The organism is Rhizobium sp. NXC24, assembly GCF_002944315.1.
Lineage (GTDB): Bacteria > Pseudomonadota > Alphaproteobacteria > Rhizobiales > Rhizobiaceae > Rhizobium.
In genome coordinates this window covers 66,341-81,968 of the sequence record NZ_CP024314.1, presented here as the reverse complement: position 1 = coordinate 81,968, position 15,628 = coordinate 66,341, and the positions used below count along the sequence as shown (strand labels likewise).

The window sequence follows — 15,628 nt, the reverse complement described above, 5'->3', positions numbered from 1 at the left end:
TTCAGGCGGCCTTTTCGTGATCCCAGAAATAGACGGTGGCCGGTTCCGGCTCCCAGACGCGTGCGCTCTCGATGCCTGGCAAATTGACCAGCGCGCGGTACTCCGATCCGAAGGCGACGTATTGATCTGTCTCGGCCATGACTGCGGGCTTGCAAGCGATCGGATCACGGACGACGCCGAAGCCGGACTTCGTGCCGACGACGAACGTAAAAAAGCCGTCGAGGTCGTCGAGCGCGCCGGTCAGGGCCTCGCCGAGGTCTTTGCCCTTCGCCATTTCCGCTGTCAGGTAGGCAGCCGCCACTTCGGAGTCATTCTGCGTTTCGAAGGTCATGCCTTCCCGAATGAGTTCGCGGCGAAGATTGTTGTGATTGGAGAGCGAGCCGTTGTGCACGAGGCATTGGTCAGCCCCGGTCGAAAAGGGATGAGCGCCCAGTGTGGTTACAGCCGATTCCGTGGCCATGCGGGTATGGCCGATGCCGTGCGAACCGCTCATGGCGCGAACGTTGAAGCGCTCCACCACTTCCTTCGGAAGGCCAGTTTCCTTGTAGATTTCGACGCTGTCGCCGGAGCCCATGACGCGGATATCCGGGTGACTGGCCGCCAGAAACGCACGCAGCTCGCCAGCGCTGCCATTGGTTTCGACGACCGCGTGCGTGCTTTTGACGGTGACGGTCGCGGACAGGCCGGCGCTCTCCAATTCGCCCCGAAGCCCGGCGAAGGCAGTCTCCGGCGATGCCGACTGCAGCGTAAGCTTCGTCCTTCCTTCGGATGGGGCGCCGTAGATCGCAATGCCGGCGGAATCAGGCCCGCGGTCGGTCATTGTTATCAGCATATCGGACAGCATCTCGCCGAGTTTCGGCTCGAGCGTCCGGTCTTTCAAAAACAATCCAACAATGCCGCACATAACTTCCAACACCCTCCATTCGTTTGCCAATGGAGGGCTATCATACGGTATGCCGTATTTCAACTTAAAAGAATAAATTTTTCTTTTTAAGCAAAATTACTCATGGTTCGCTTTTTGCGGATAGGAGATGATCGAAAGATAACGGGCCGGCAATTTGACCAATTCCTCCGGCCCATGCGGCGCGTCAGCATCGAAGAAAAGGCTGTCACCCGGCTGCATGGAGTAGAGCGTGTCCGCGTGCCGATAAACGACCTCGCCCGCCAGCATATAGAGGAACTCCATTCCCTCATGCTGAAAGGTTGGAAAGACGTCTGATTCCGTGGTGAGCGTGATCAGATAGGGCTCGACCGTAACGCCGCTGCTATTGTTGTCGATATGGCCGAGAAGACTGTATTGATGGCCAGCGCGCGTACCGCGGCGCTCGATGTTGACGCCCTCACCTGCCTTGACGAAAATCGCGGTACGCGGCTCCTCAAAGCGTCGGAAGAATGCCGTGAGCGGTACGCCGAGTGCCTTGGAAAGCGCCTGCAAAGTTGATAGCGAAGGCGAAATATTGCCATTTTCGATTTTTGACAGCATCCCCACCGACATATCGGTTGCCGCCGCCAGATCGGTCACGGTGATGCCGAGCTTCTTGCGGTAGGCGCGGACCTCATGACCGATCGCCATCTCGAGATTGTTTTCGCGCGGCTCGCGGACAGCATGCGGATTTTGTGCAAGAGCTGCCTTGCTTGCTGCCGCTTCTTTTTGGGTGTTCTTGGCCATCATTTCTCTTCCCTGTCTGCCTGCGGATCGCTTTCTACGGCGTCCGGCGGATTGCTCTAGCGGATTTTGGCGTCAGCCCAAAATGTTGTCTGAAGGCTCTCGAAAAATGCGAAGCGCTGGAGAAACCAGTGGCGAAAGCCAGTTCGGAGATCGATAGAGGGCTTTGTTCAAGCAGCCGGCGGGCATGATCGAGCCGAATCCGATGATAGCTGTCATGGAAGCTGACACCAAGCTGTTCGGCAAACAGGCGGTCGAGATGACGGGGGCTCAGTCCGACGAGCTTTGCCATCGTCCGGCGATCCATCGGCTGTTCTATGGTGGCTTCCATCTTTTCCAGAACCGTGATCAGGGCCGGATGATGCGTGCCGAACCGCTCGCTCGAAGAGCCGCGCTGCGGTGCTGTTGGCTCCGCCACAGCCGTGTGGAGATACCAGTCGCTGACCCGTCTCGCAAAGGCCGTTCCCAGCCTGCCTTCGATCAGGGCATGCATCATGTCTAGCGGAGCCACGCCGCCGCCGCAGGTGATGCGGTCGCCATCCAGCACATAGCGCGCCTGCCGCGGGGAGAGATGGGGAAAGGCCTCGCGCATGGCCGGGGCATGCTCCCAATGGATGGTGAAATCGCGCCCATCCATCAGGCCGGCGGCGGCAAGAAGATAGGAGCCGCTGGAAATTCCGCCGATGCGCACGCCCTGGCGAGCCAGTCTGCGAAGCACGGGATGCAGGCCTGCGGCATCCTTCCAGTCGCCGGGATTGCCGCCGGCAACGACAAAGATCGTGTGGCAGCTCGCACCGATGACCGAAATGTCTTCGCAGGGAATTGCAAACCCGGAGGAGGACGCGACAGCCCTGCCGTCGACCGAAAGCGGGATGACCTCATAGAGGCCGGTCTGGGCAATCAGGTTTGCAGCACGCAAGGGCTCGGTCGCCGATGCGTAGGACATCAGCGCGAAATTCGGGGTCAGCGCGAAGCCGTAGCGTTGGGTGGAGGACGAGCTGTTATCACGCATGTCTTCAATTTATCCTGAAATGGCCTAATTCTGCAATTGTTGATCGCATTCCTGGCCTAGCCTTCCTTCAGTCTCACAAATCGAGCGGACACGGATGCGGTATTCGGCACTTTCGATCTTCCTCAATGGTCTTCGTGGCAACAGGAATTGGGCCGCTCACTGGCGGCAGCCAGAGCCGAAACCCCATTATGACGTGATCATCGTCGGTGGCGGCGGACATGGCCTGGCGACGGCCTACTACCTGTCGAAGACCTTCGGAATCAGAAATGTCGCCGTGCTGGAAAAGGGCTATATCGGCTCGGGCAATGTCGGGCGAAACACCACGATCATCCGCTCCAACTATCTGCTGCCCGGCAACAATCCCTTCTATGAGTTCTCGCTGAAGCTATGGGAAGGTCTGGAGCAGGACTTCAACTTTAACGCCATGGTCTCGCAGCGCGGCGTTCTCAATCTCTTTCATTCCGACGCCCAGCGCGATGCCTATACGCGGCGCGGCAACGCCATGCGCCTGCATGGCGTCGATGCCGAGCTGCTGGACCGCGCGGCAGTTCGCACCATGCTGCCCTTTCTCGACTACGAGAATGCCCGCTTCCCGGTCCAGGGCGGCTTGCTGCAGCGGCGTGGCGGCACGGTACGCCATGACGCTGTCGCCTGGGGTTACGCCCGCGGCGCCGACAGCCATGGCGTCGATATTATCCAGAATTGCGAGGTGACGGATATCCGCCTTGAAAACGGTAGGGCGGTCGGGGTGGAAACCAGCCGCGGCTTCATCGCCTGCAGCAGGCTCGCGCTTGCTGCTGCCGGCAATTCGTCACGCGTGGCGGAGATGGCCGGACTGAAGCTGCCGATCGAGAGCCACGTGCTGCAGGCCTTCGTTTCCGAGGGCCTGAAACCATTCATCGACGGCGTTGTCACCTTCGGCGCCGGACATTTCTATGTCTCGCAATCCGACAAGGGCGGCCTGGTGTTCGGCGGCGATATCGACGGCTACAACTCCTATGCTCAACGCGGTAATCTGGCCACGGTCGAGCATGTCGCGGAAGCCGGCAAGGCCATGATCCCGGCGCTCTCGCGCATCCGTGTGCTGCGGTCCTGGGGCGGCATCATGGACATGTCGATGGATGGCTCGCCGATCATCGACAAGGTGCATCTCGATAATCTCTATCTGAACTCAGGCTGGTGTTATGGCGGTTTCAAAGCGACGCCCGCGTCGGGCTATTGCTTTGCCCACCTGATTGCCCGCGGCGAGCCGCATGAAACGGCGAGAGCGTTCCGCCTCGACCGCTTCCAGCGCGGCTACATGATCGATGAAAAGGGCCAGGGCGCCCAGCCGAACCTTCACTGATTTTTCCGAAAGCGACATGACATGGCCAGCCGTATTCCCTGCCCTCATTGCGGGCTTCGCCCGAAGGAAGAATTCACTGTGAAAGGCGCCGCCCTGCCGCGCCCCGCCGCCGACGCCGGAGCGGACCTATGGTTCGATTATGTCTATCTGCGCGACAATCCGCGTGGCGCTTACCAGGAATATTGGCACCACACGTCCGGGTGCCGCCGCTGGCTTGTGGTTTCGCGCGATACGGCCACGCATGAGATCCATGATTGCCGTGATGCTGCTGAACGAAAGGAGGTGCTTGCATGACCTCCTATCGTCTTCCGAAAGGCGGCCTGATCAAACGGGAGAAGGCGCTATCCTTTACCTTCGATGGTAAGCCGATGACGGGTCTGGCGGGTGATACGCTTGCTTCGGCCTTGCTGGCCAACGGTCAGCAACTGGTTGGACGCAGTTTCAAATATCACCGCCCGCGCGGCATCCTGACGGCTGGAGCGGCCGAACCCAATGCGCTGATGACCATCGGCCGCGGCGGGCGAACCGAGCCCAATACACGCGCCACCATGCAGGATCTCTATGAGGGCCTGGAAGCGAAGAGCCAAAACCGCTGGCCCTCGCTGGAGCATGATATCGGTGCGGTCAATGGCCTGCTTTCACCCTTTTTGTCTGCCGGCTTCTACTACAAGACCTTCATGTGGCCGGGCAAATTCTGGGAGAAGGTCTACGAACCCTTCATCCGCAAGGCGGCAGGTCTCGGCAGGGCATCCCATGAAACGGATCCGGATGCCTATGAGAAATGCTGGGCGCATTGCGATCTGCTGGTGATCGGCGCTGGGGCCGCGGGCCTGATGGCGGCGCTTGCCGCGGGCCGGGCCGGAGCGCGGGTAATCCTGGTCGATGAAAATGCGGCGCTTGGTGGCTACGCCTTGAGCGAAACGGCGCTGATCGGCGGACTGCCGGCATCCTCCTTTGCCGCAGGCGTGATTGCGGAACTGGAGAGCCTTTCCAATGTCCAGCTTTTGACACGCACGACGGTATTCGGCTGGTATGACGGCCAGGTTTTCGGGGCCGTGGAGCGTGTGCAGAAACATGTTGCCGCACCTCTGGCAAATCTGCCGGTCGAGCGCCTGTGGCGCATTGCGGCAAAAAAGGCCATTCTGGCAACGGGTGCCGAAGAGCGGCCGCTGGTCTTCGGCGGCAACGACATTCCCGGCGTCATGATGGCCGGCGCCATGCGCAGCTATCTCAATCACTATGGCGTTGCGCCGGGCAGGAAGACGGCGGTTTTCACCAGCAACGACAGCGGCTATGCGCTCGCCGCCGATCTGGAGGCTGCCGGCATGGAGGTGGCGGCGGTCATCGACAGCCGCCGTGATGCGCATATCGCCTATACCGGCAAGGCCCGGCTGGTGCGGGGCGGCTTTGTCTCGAACGTGCATGGCGGCAAGGCAGTCGAAGCGATCGACATCTGGCGCGAGGGGCAGTCGGAGCGGCTCGCGGTCGACAGTCTCGCCATGTCAGGCGGCTTCTCGCCGATCATCCACCTTGCCTGCCATCGCCGCGGCAAGCCGCGTTGGTCCGATGAACATTCCGCCCTCCTCGCGCCCGAGGGCTTGGCGGATCTGGAGCTTGCGGGCTCGGCCGCAGGTGTCTTTGGGCTGCATGCCTCCATGGCGTCCGGGCAGAAGGCTGCGGCCGCAGCACTGTCGGACCTCGGCTTTTCCCATTCTGTCAGCGAGAACCCGGTCGTCGAGCGGGAAACCGTGCCAGCCCCGACCAGGCCGCTCTGGTCCATTCCCGGCATCACCGGCAAGGCTTTCGTCGACTACCAGAACGACGTGCATCTGAAGGATCTCGGCCTTGCGGTGCAGGAAGGCTATGGTCACGTGGAGCTTGCCAAGCGCTATACGACCAACGGCATGGCGACCGATCAGGGCAAGCTTTCCAACATCAACGCCATCGGCCTCCTCTCCGAGGCGCGGCGTGTTTCGCCGGCCGAGGTCGGCACCACGACCTTCCGTCCCTTCTATACGCCCGTTTCCTTCGGCGCCCTGGCAGGAGCCTCGCACGGGAAGCATTTCCAGCCGGTGCGCAAGTCGCCACTGCACGATTGGGCGGCGAAGAACGGCGCGACCTTCGTCGAAACGGGCCTTTGGTATCGCTCCGCCTGGTTCCCGCGGGCGGGGGAAAATGGCTGGCGCGAAAGCGTCGACCGCGAGGTGAAGAATATCCGGCTGAATGTCGGCATCTGCGATGTCTCCATGCTCGGCAAGATCGAAGTGTGCGGGCCGGACGCTGCGGAGTTCCTCAATCGCGTCTATTGCAACGGTTTTCTGACGCTGCCGGTCGGTAAGGCTCGGTACGGGCTGATGCTGCGCGAAGACGGCTTTATATATGATGACGGAACGACCAGCCGACTTGCCGAGGACCGCTATTTCATGACGACGACCACGGCCTATGCCGCAGGTGTCATGAACCATCTCGAATTCTGCGCCCAGGCGCTTTGGCCGGAACTCGACGTGCGGCTGGCGTCGGTCACCGACCAATGGGCGCAGATGGCGGTCGCCGGGCCAAAGTCGCGAGCCGTGCTGCAGCAACTCGTCGATGACGACATGTCCAATGAAGCCTTCCCATATCTGGCGGCAAAAGAGGTTTCGCTGCTTGGCGGACGACTGAAAGGCCGGCTGTTCCGCATCTCGTTTTCCGGAGAGCTGGCCTTTGAACTGGCCGTGCCGGCAGATTTCGGCGAGAGCGTTGCCGATCTCGTCATGCAGGCAGGCGCTGCCCGTGGAATTTGCGCCTATGGTATCGAGGCGCTGGCTGTCCTGCGCATCGAGAAAGGGCACGTCACCCATAACGAGATCAACGGTACCGTCGTCCCAGCCGACCTCGGCTTCGGCAGGATGGTGTCCATGGCCAAGCAGGATTTCATCGGCAAGCACATGGTCGCGCGCGAGGGGCTAGTCAATCCGGATCGTCCGCAACTGGTCGGCGTCGTGCCGCTCGATCCGGCCGTCAGCTTCAGGACGGGTGCACATATTCTGAAGAAGGACGCAGCGGCCACGCTCGAAAACGACCAAGGTTATGTGTCTTCGAGCTGCTTCTCGCCCCATGTCGGTTCCACCATCGGCCTGGCCCTCGTCAAGGGCGGCGCATCCCGCCATGGTGAAGAGGTGCAGATCTGGAACGGCCTGCGTAACGAATTTACCGCCGGACGCCTCGTCAGTCCCGTCTTTGTCGATCCTGCAAACGAGAAGCTCCATGTCTGAACGCGCGGCATCTGAGGCAGCCATGACCAAATTTGAACTCATCCGCCGCCCGGCACTTCGCGTCGGGGAACCAAAGGTGCTCGGGAATCTGGCGCTGGAGGCGGTCACCGACGGTGTGATCCTGCAGCTATTGGCCCGCCCCGGCGCTGTTACCGAGGCCGGCATTCTGGCAGCGATCGGGCAAACAGAAGGTCTCAGCCTCAGAAACTCCGGTCCCGGACAATGGTTCTTGGTTGCCGGCAGCGCTCTTGACGTTGATGTCGTCGCCGATCGTCTGGCGACAGTCGCCTATCTGGTGGACCAAACGCACGGACGCAGCCGGATCCGCATCAGGGGTCCGCAGGTGCGTCAGCTCCTGGCAAAGGGTACGGGCGTGGACCTGCATGACGATCAATTCCCCATCAACCATGCCGTGATGACGCTGATCGGCCATATCGGCGCCAACCTCGCCCGCACCAGCGAGGATTGCTACGAACTCCTCGTCCTGCGCGGATTTGCCGACAGTCTGTGGCATGAACTTGAGATCATGGCCGCCGAATTTGCGTGAGGTGACGTTCGTGATCGGCGATCTGGGCAGCGCCTAAACTTGCAAACTTTAACATGACATTAACTTCTCGACGTCAAAATTGGGCAGCGCGCAAAAGACGAGATGACGATGGGTTGTGTTGCAATAAAATACCTGGGCGATTTCAAGGATCTCTCCGAGGTTCCCGCCCATAGACAGCTACGCGACAGCGAACTGCTGGAACAGCTCAGGAAGGCGGTCGATTTCCGCCACATCGCTGTCGGCGGGCTGGATCTCGCCGGGTATCGGATTGGACGGGGCCGTTCCATCGATACCGATATGCCGCCTGCTTATATCGATACTTACTTCGGAGAAAAGCTCGGTCTATCGGACCCGCTCGTCATCCAGTCGCTGAACCGAACGACGCCGCTGAGCGACGAAGAAGCTTTTGACATCTCGCCCCCCTCGCAACGCCTTCAATATTTGCTGCGGGCTTACAGGATCGGGCAACGCTTGCAGGTGCCATTGGCGAGAGATGGCGTCGTCTACGGCGGCGTCTGCTTCACAAGAGAAAAACAATTCACAGCAAGCGAGCGGGATTTGCTCCTCTTCTTTGCCGAACCGCTGCATCGGGTAATCACGAAGCCTTTGATGGATCGCTTCGCCGCCGGCGTCCTTCGTCTGACGAACGGTGAGTTGCGAAGCCTTGAACTCGCCAGCAAAGGGTTGACGAGTGAGGAAATCGCCGATGCTTCGGATTATCGACCGGAAACCATCAATAGCTATCTGAAAAGCGCGACGAAAAAACTCGGTGCGGCCAATCGCGCCCATGCGGTCGCCGAAGCGATTCGCCGGAACCTCATAAACTGAGGCGACGGACCTTCCCGATCCCGCCTCCTCTTCGGAGTGCGCTTAGCGCCGCATAGAGATATGCCGCTGCGCCCCTGCATTCGCCAAATCATCGCATCCGAAAAGCGCAGAAAATATCCGATTTGCGAAGACTTTAGCGATGTGCCTTGAGGATCTGACTTTGGTTAACGCCAAATAAAGGAAATCGCCCAAATTTGGGGCTTATCGAAAGGGCGGATGGACGCCAGCGCCGACATGACGACGGGTTTCGATGTGATTGAGGTATGTGCCCAATCGCGGTTTAAGCCCATTGTTTTCGAGGTCGAGAATGTCGAGTCGCTCCATGCATGCCAACAACAGCTCCAATCCCGCAGGCAACGGTGACGCCGCCGGCGCAAAGACCCGGCGTCAGAACGTCGAACGCCGCCTCGACTTCATGCAGCTCGATCAGGACGGTCGCGCTGGCATCCGATCCCTAAAAACTTTGATCGAACGCGAACTGCCCCATGGTCTGGACAAGTTCTATGCGCAATTGCGCAAGAGCCCAGAGGTCAGCCGCTTTTTCTCCACGGAGGAGAACATCGCCCGGGCGAAGGGTGCGCAGATGGGCCATTGGCACAATATCGCCGATGGCAATTTCAATGAGGAATATGTCGGCAAGGTTCGTACGATCGGCACTGTGCATGCCCGCATCGGCCTGGAGCCACAATGGTACATTGGCGGCTACGCCATCATTATCGACCATCTGATCAAGAGCGCCGTCGAGGAAATCTTCCCCAAAGGCGGGATATTCTCACGAAAAACAATGAAGAGTGCGGACTTCGGCAAGGCACTTGCCAGTCTCGTCAAGGCTGTGATGTTGGACATGGACTTGGCGATCTCGGTCTATATCGATGAAGCTGAAATCGCAAAGCAGAAGGCTCAGGCCGAGGCGATCGACGCGGAACGCCAGCTCGTCTGCGACAGCTTCGGCAAAGCGATGGCGGCAATCGCCGCCAAGGATATCAGCTACCGGATCGATGACGAGCTGCCGGCGGCGTATCACGCTCTGCGTGACAACTTCAACAACGCTCTTGACCAGTTGTCGGCGACGATCGAGCAAATCAATGGTGCCGCTTCACAGATCAACTCTGGCTCACAGGAAATTCGGTCCGCTGCGGATGATCTTTCCAAGCGTACCGAACAGCAGGCAGCCTCCATCGAGGAGACCGCTGCTGCACTTGAGGAAATCACCACCACGGTCAAGGATTCCAGCCGGCGTGCCGAGGAAGCTGGACAACTGGTTGCAAAGGCTCGTATCGGCGCCGAAAAATCCGGTGACATCGTGAGGCAAGCGGTCGCCGCAATGGGTGCAATCGACGGCTCTTCGCGGGAAATCTCGAATATTATCGGAGTGATTGACGAAATCGCCTTCCAGACGAACTTGCTGGCGCTGAATGCCGGTGTCGAAGCGGCTCGAGCCGGCGACGCAGGTAAGGGTTTTGCCGTCGTCGCGCAGGAGGTTCGCGAACTCGCCCAGCGCTCGGCCAAGGCCGCAAAGGAGATCAAAGAACTGATCAACAATTCGGGCGAGCAGGTAAAGGCGGGCGTGACTCTTGTTGGAGAAACCGGAGAAGCGCTTACGGTCATCGCTGACGAGGTCAAGGAGATTGATCGGCATATCGGCGCGATCGTTCGAGCATCCACAGAGCAAGCAACCGCCCTGCAGGAAATTAATACAGCCGTCAACTCGATGGATCAGGGCACGCAGCAGAATGCCGCGATGGTAGAGGAATCCACCGCCGCCAGCCATGCACTCACGCTGGAGGTCGGTCGCATCGCTGCAATGCTCAGTGAATTCAACATCGGCAAGGCATCGGTATCCCGGGCTCGCTCAGCTAAGCAAAGCGACATGCCCACGGCATCTCCTGCACGGGCGCTGGGAGCCAAACTCGCCAAGGCCTACGCGACGCAAGGCAACCTGGCGGTCGCGGCTACCAATTGGGAGGAATTCTAATCCGGTGCGGCTTTGGCGGGATTTGAATAGTTAGCCGAGCAAAGAAACTGCCCCGTACGCCTTTGGTTACGGGGCAGCAACACAGCTAGATGCTTGCAGCGTTTACCAGACAGAGACGTCGCTGGACGGCACGCTCGCTACGAAACAACCCGGTTGCGACCGCCCTTTTTCGCCGCATAGAGATTCTGATCGGCGATCTCCAAAATCTCGTTCGGAGAATTGGCGGACAGGCTACCGGCGACGCCTATGCTGACCGTGACGCACAGCCCGTTGCAGATCTGCGACCAGTCCCAGCGTTCAATCGTCGAACGCAGCCTCTCGCAGACATCGGCCGCCCCTCCGGGAGGGCCCGCCAGCAGGACAACGAACTCCTCGCCGCCAAAGCGGATCGCCTGATCGGTGATCCGCAACTGGTTGCGCAATATGGTTCCAATGGCGCTAAGCACCTGGTCCCCGATCATATGGGAAAAGTTGTCATTGATCGACTTGAAGTGGTCTACATCCAGCATCGCGATGGAATATGGGCGCGTCTCGGACGCTAGCTCCTTGAAGCGGCTGTCGAGATATTTGCGGTTATAGAGCCCAGTCAGCCCATCCAGATAAACGGCGCTGGCAAGGATATCAGTTTCCTCCTGCAATTTCTGATAGGAGGCTTCCAGCGTTTCGGCGCGCTTCGACTCTGTCTCCGCGACTTCCTTAAGCCGTTTGGTTTCATAGTAGATTTCGGCGAGACGCGCACGCTGCTGGGTTCTCTCGGCGCTGTTTTGCAAATATGCCTGGTGGAACTTCTTATGCGTCTCCAGCGCCAGGTCAAACTGCCCCAGCCCTTCATAAGCCTGCGACAGATAAAGATAGATCTGGATATAGGAATCGAAACTGCCGCCGTCGCCGATCAGATCCAGCGCCTCGAGCAACAGCGATCGCGCGTCTACAAAGTTCCCGCAATTGATATGGACCTGGCCTAAAGTGTAGAGATATTGCTGCCTGTCGCGAACATAGCTGTTCTCCTGAAACGCCTCATAGCGGACCATGCACTGAAGCGCTTTGTCATGCTCGCCCAGATGGCTGTAGTAGTCCGCTTCGTTGCCGAGACAAATGCGAGCGGCCCAGCTATCCCCGATCTCGATTGAGATGTCGAGCGCCTCTTCCGTCAGCTCCAGCGCTCTCATCAGCATCTGGTGTCCCACTTCCGGCTCGCCGCGCGCTTGCGCGATATATCCGCCTTCCGAATGGGCACCGCCAAGATTGATAAGCCACCAGCATTCATAGGTCTTGTCGCCGATCGATCTGGCGAGCTCGACGGATCTCTCGCTCATCAGAATGGCCCGGTCAGGCTGCTTGTTGTACCAGAAGATAATTCCAATGACGTTGGTGGCCAGGCTTTGCACCTTTAGGTCTTCAGTCCTGTCGGCCAAATCCAACGCGCGGGTAGCCTCTTCGATCGCTTCCTCCGGCAGGCCCAATTCCAGGAATAACCATCCGAGATACGCCCGGGCATAGGCTTCCTGGATGGGCTCCCCATTCAATTTCCAGAAGTCTACCGCCCTGCGGACATGCGTTATCCCGAGTTCGGCCTTGCCAATCTGCAAACAATACCAGGCTATATCCGTGTCGCATTGGGCGGCAATGCGATCGTCGCCCCGCGACTTGGCATCGGCATGAATTTGGCTGGCAAGTGTAAGTGCCTCAACCGAGCGGCCCGTACATCCAAGATGCCACGCTTCCTGTAGGCTGGAATTTGCTTTTTGAGTAATTGCCTCGATATCAATAGTTTGCATATTGAACGCCAACATTTGTCTTCTGGATAGCGGTAGCACCAGAAGCTTAACAATGATGCTATAGCCAACAAAACATGCGACAGGCCCATTTTCATCATGGCATGTAAGTTAACGCCGTCTCAATGTTCCCAGTTAACCTTGATTTGAGGATTGCCCGGGAAGATGGCGCCCCATATCCCAGCGCCTAACCAGCCGCGGCGCGGTATCGCCGGATTGGGCGCAGGCGAATGATTGAAAAATGAGCATGATTTCTAATTGACTATAAAGTGAGCTTGTCATAGCGTTAAAGCAAGAAATGGCATTGATCGCCAACGGCAAATGAGCCCCGCTTTCCGCACACCCTGCGGACGGGGCTTTTTTCGTGCCGTTTGGTCGGTCGTGCCAAGCGTTCAAACCGAGATTTTGGCGTGATCAAGAATACCCCCAACGAGGATAGTCCATTGTCTTTCGAGCGGCGCGCAATCGGCCGCTGCCCATTCGGTGGGTTGCGGGACATCCTATGACCCGAAAGCCCGTCCCTCTCTCACTTCTTTATTCGACGACGGGCACTTATGCGACACTTGGCCGTGATGCCGTGGACGGAGCCTTGGCGGCAATCGCCGAACTCAACGGTGATTCCAGCTATTTCTTCCAATTCGACCCGCGTGTCGATGATCCAGCCGGGAGTGCGGAACGCTATGCCGAACTCGCCGAGGTCGCCATCCGGCAAAGGGGATGTCGGCACATCGTCGGCGCGATCACGTCTTGGAGCCGGAAGGAAGTGCTTCCAGTCGTCGAACGCCATGGCACGCTGCTCTGGTACGCCTTTCCGCACGAGGGCTATGAGACGAGTGACAGCGTCATCTATCTGGGCGCCTGTCCGAACCAGCATCTGTTGCCGCTGTTCGACTACGTCTTGCCGCGTTACGGCCGGCGGCCGTTCATCGTCGGCTCGAACTATATCTGGGGCTGGGAAATTGGCCGCATCGCCCGCGAGCTGACCGAGGCGGCGGGTGGCGAGGTGCTGGCAGAGCGCTTCGTGCCGCTCGGTTCGGAAGAGGTCGATCACCTGATTGCCGAAATCCGCCTGAAGCGGCCGGATTTCATCCTCTCCAACCTTGTTGGCCGTTCCGCCCATGCGTTCATCCGGGCCTATGCGGAACTGCGTGAGGAGAACGTCGATTTTAGCGCCGAACGCCGGCCGCTCGTGGCCTGCAACCTTTCGGAAATCGATCTCACCGACCTGAGTTCGCAAGCCAAGGCTGGGCACATCGTCACCAACATCTATCTGGACAGGCTCGACACTCAGGAAAATCGGCATTTCAAGACGCGATTGGCAGCTCGCCGTGGCGACGGCCGGCCGGTCACAGGGCCATTTGCCTTCGCCTATATGGCGGTTTCCGTCCTGGCCCAGGCGATCGCCGATGCCGGCACGGACGATCCGGATTTGATCCGCAAAGTGGTGACGCAACGGCGGTTCGATACGCCCATCGGGCCGATTTCGTTTGATCCGCGCACCCATTACGCCGGTTTGCGGCCATATATCGGCAGGTCCGACAGCGAGGGCGGTTTCGAGATTTTCGACACCGAAACCCCTGTTGTCGAGGCAGATCCCTATCTGGTGCGTTCGATTTTTCCCGGCAGGCCGAGCGTTTATGGGCCGGGCGCGGGATTGAAGGTGGTCAAATGAGCCGCTTCGAACGACCGATGTTTTCGAGGTGGCGCGCAGTGATCCTGCATCGGCCGCATCCGTCCGTCGAGGCGCTGACGCGCCAGTTGGAGTCGCTGCACATCCAGGTCAAGGCCGTCTGGCCGCAGCTCGATGAGCAGGATGCTCAGGCCGATGTGGTGTTCTTCGATGCCGACATGGGACACGACCAGCAATTTCCCTGGCCATCTGGCTTTTCGCCGATGCCGCTCGTCGCGTTGATCGGCTCGGAAGCGCCGGGGCGGATCGAATGGGTGCTCTCCCAGGGCTCGAACGCGCATATGCTGAAGCCGATCGGCTCGACAGGCGCCTATAGCGCGCTGCTGATCGCATCGCATGCCTACCAGAAAGCCCGCAGCCATGCCGATGATATCCGTGCGCTCGAGGACCGATTGCGTCAGCGACCGATCGTGGTGCGCGCCGTATTGCAATTGATGCAGCAGGGATATGCCGGCGAAGCCGCCGCTTTCAAACGCTTGAGACGCATCTCGATGGATTGGGGCATGACGGTCGAAGAGGCCGCGGACGCCATCTGCAAGAACGACAGGCGTACCCACGGCGGACATTAGGAAGACGAACAAGAAGGAGACGAAATATGGAGGTAATCGAAGGCTATGCGCCCTATGGCAGTTACAGGAGCTGGTACCGGATCACTGGAGACCTCGCATCCGGCAAGCCGCCGCTGATCGTCGCGCATGGCGGGCCTGGCTGCACGCATGATTATGTCGACAGTTTCAAGGATATCGCCGCCACCGGCCGCGCCGTCATCCACTATGACCAGGTGGGCAATGGCAAGTCCACGCACCTGCCGGAAAAGGGCGGTGATTTCTGGACGGTCGCCTTCTTCAAGGCGGAGCTCCATAACTTGATCGACCATCTGGGCATCCGGGACGCCTATTGCCTGCTCGGACAATCCTGGGGCGGCATGTTGTCGGCTGAATTCTCCGTCGATCGGCCGGCCGGTCTCAAGGCGCTCGTGATCGCCAATTCGCCCGCGGCAATGAAAACCTGGATTTCCGAGGCCAATCGCCTTCGCGAAGCCTTGCCGGCCGACGTGCAGGCCACGCTGCTCAAGCATGAACTGGCCGGCACCACGGGCAGCCCAGAATACGTCAAGGCAACAGACGTTTTCAACGAGCGCCATGTCTGCCGCGTCGTCCCCATGCCGCCGGAGGTAAAGCGCACCTTCGATGCCATAGCCGAGGACCCGACCGTCTACTACACGATGAACGGCCCCAACGAATTCCATGTCATTGGCACGATGAAGGATTGGTCGATCGTCGGTCGTCTTTCGACCATCGATGTCCCGACGCTGTTGATCTCTGGTCGCTACGACGAGGCGACGGAGGCCTGCGTGCAACCCTATGCCGATGAAATCCCGGATGTGCGCTGGCGGATCTTTGAACAGTCCAGCCACATGCCGCATGTCGAGGAACGCGCGGCCTGCATGGCCGAGGTTGGCGCATTTCTGAATGAGAAAGCGCCCTGAAAGCAAGAGACTGTCAACGGACCGGTCGTAAATAGCAGCCGTATCGA

Annotated in this window: 13 protein-coding genes; 9 read left to right on the top strand and 4 right to left on the bottom strand. The window is 59.4% G+C overall.

The window, feature by feature from the left end:
• Nucleotide 1: 1 nt before the first annotated feature.
• From NXC24_RS24410 to NXC24_RS24400, 3 genes are all read right to left on the bottom strand, one after another.
• Nucleotides 2–904: a glutamine amidotransferase family protein gene (locus NXC24_RS24410; protein WP_104826013.1), complete on the bottom strand. Its 903-nt coding sequence runs from the start codon at nt 902–904 to the stop codon at nt 2–4.
• 96 nt (nt 905–1,000) lie between these two features.
• Nucleotides 1,001–1,672, bottom strand: a complete 672-nt coding sequence (locus tag NXC24_RS24405; RefSeq protein WP_104826012.1) for an XRE family transcriptional regulator — start codon at nt 1,670–1,672, stop codon at nt 1,001–1,003.
• Between the two features lie 31 nt (nt 1,673–1,703).
• On the bottom strand, nt 1,704–2,678 hold the full coding sequence (locus NXC24_RS24400; protein WP_104826011.1) for a GlxA family transcriptional regulator: 975 nt from the start codon (nt 2,676–2,678) through the stop codon (nt 1,704–1,706).
• A gap of 94 nt (nt 2,679–2,772) precedes the next feature.
• Here NXC24_RS24400 and NXC24_RS24395 point away from each other — a divergent pair, with 94 nt between their 5' ends.
• The 6 genes from NXC24_RS24395 to NXC24_RS24370 all read left to right on the top strand — a co-directional run bounded on the left by NXC24_RS24395 (nt 2,773) and on the right by NXC24_RS24370 (nt 10,627).
• Nucleotides 2,773–4,023: a sarcosine oxidase subunit beta family protein gene (locus NXC24_RS24395; RefSeq protein WP_104826010.1), complete on the top strand. Its 1,251-nt coding sequence runs from the start codon at nt 2,773–2,775 to the stop codon at nt 4,021–4,023.
• A 21-nt stretch (nt 4,024–4,044) separates the two neighbouring features.
• The gene (locus NXC24_RS24390) at nt 4,045–4,317 is read left to right on the top strand and encodes a sarcosine oxidase subunit delta (RefSeq protein ID WP_104826009.1); all 273 of its coding nucleotides are present in this window, start codon (nt 4,045–4,047) and stop codon (nt 4,315–4,317) included.
• Nucleotides 4,314–7,277, top strand: a complete 2,964-nt coding sequence (locus NXC24_RS24385) for a sarcosine oxidase subunit alpha family protein (protein WP_104826008.1) — start codon at nt 4,314–4,316, stop codon at nt 7,275–7,277. Before NXC24_RS24390 ends, NXC24_RS24385 begins: the two co-directional genes overlap by 4 nt.
• Nucleotides 7,278–7,299: 22 nt before the next feature.
• The gene (locus NXC24_RS24380) at nt 7,300–7,824 is read left to right on the top strand and encodes a sarcosine oxidase subunit gamma family protein (RefSeq protein WP_158704549.1); all 525 of its coding nucleotides are present in this window, start codon (nt 7,300–7,302) and stop codon (nt 7,822–7,824) included.
• A gap of 108 nt (nt 7,825–7,932) precedes the next feature.
• Complete coding sequence (locus NXC24_RS24375; RefSeq protein ID WP_104826006.1) at nt 7,933–8,652, top strand: LuxR C-terminal-related transcriptional regulator; 720 nt, start codon at nt 7,933–7,935, stop codon at nt 8,650–8,652.
• 307 nt (nt 8,653–8,959) lie between these two features.
• Complete coding sequence (locus tag NXC24_RS24370; RefSeq protein ID WP_245464140.1) at nt 8,960–10,627, top strand: globin-coupled sensor protein; 1,668 nt, start codon at nt 8,960–8,962, stop codon at nt 10,625–10,627.
• A gap of 137 nt (nt 10,628–10,764) precedes the next feature.
• Here the strand turns inward: NXC24_RS24370 and NXC24_RS24365 are convergent, their stop codons facing one another.
• Complete coding sequence (locus NXC24_RS24365) at nt 10,765–12,420, bottom strand: GGDEF domain-containing protein (RefSeq protein ID WP_104826004.1); 1,656 nt, start codon at nt 12,418–12,420, stop codon at nt 10,765–10,767.
• A 484-nt stretch (nt 12,421–12,904) separates the two neighbouring features.
• On the opposite strand from NXC24_RS24365, the gene NXC24_RS24360 reads away from it, so the two are divergent.
• Genes NXC24_RS24360 through NXC24_RS24350 form a run of 3 tightly spaced genes read left to right on the top strand, consistent with a single transcriptional unit; the run spans nt 12,905 to nt 15,581 of the window.
• Nucleotides 12,905–14,074 carry a transporter substrate-binding protein gene (locus NXC24_RS24360; protein ID WP_104826003.1) on the top strand — a complete coding sequence of 390 codons (1,170 nt, stop codon included), beginning with the start codon at nt 12,905–12,907 and terminating at the stop codon, nt 14,072–14,074.
• On the top strand, nt 14,071–14,661 hold the full coding sequence (locus NXC24_RS24355) for an ANTAR domain-containing protein (RefSeq protein WP_104826002.1): 591 nt from the start codon (nt 14,071–14,073) through the stop codon (nt 14,659–14,661). The genes NXC24_RS24360 and NXC24_RS24355 overlap by 4 nt, the downstream gene beginning before the upstream one ends.
• A 26-nt stretch (nt 14,662–14,687) precedes the next feature.
• Complete coding sequence (locus NXC24_RS24350) at nt 14,688–15,581, top strand: proline iminopeptidase-family hydrolase (RefSeq protein WP_104826001.1); 894 nt, start codon at nt 14,688–14,690, stop codon at nt 15,579–15,581.
• Nucleotides 15,582–15,628: the final 47 nt, after the last annotated feature.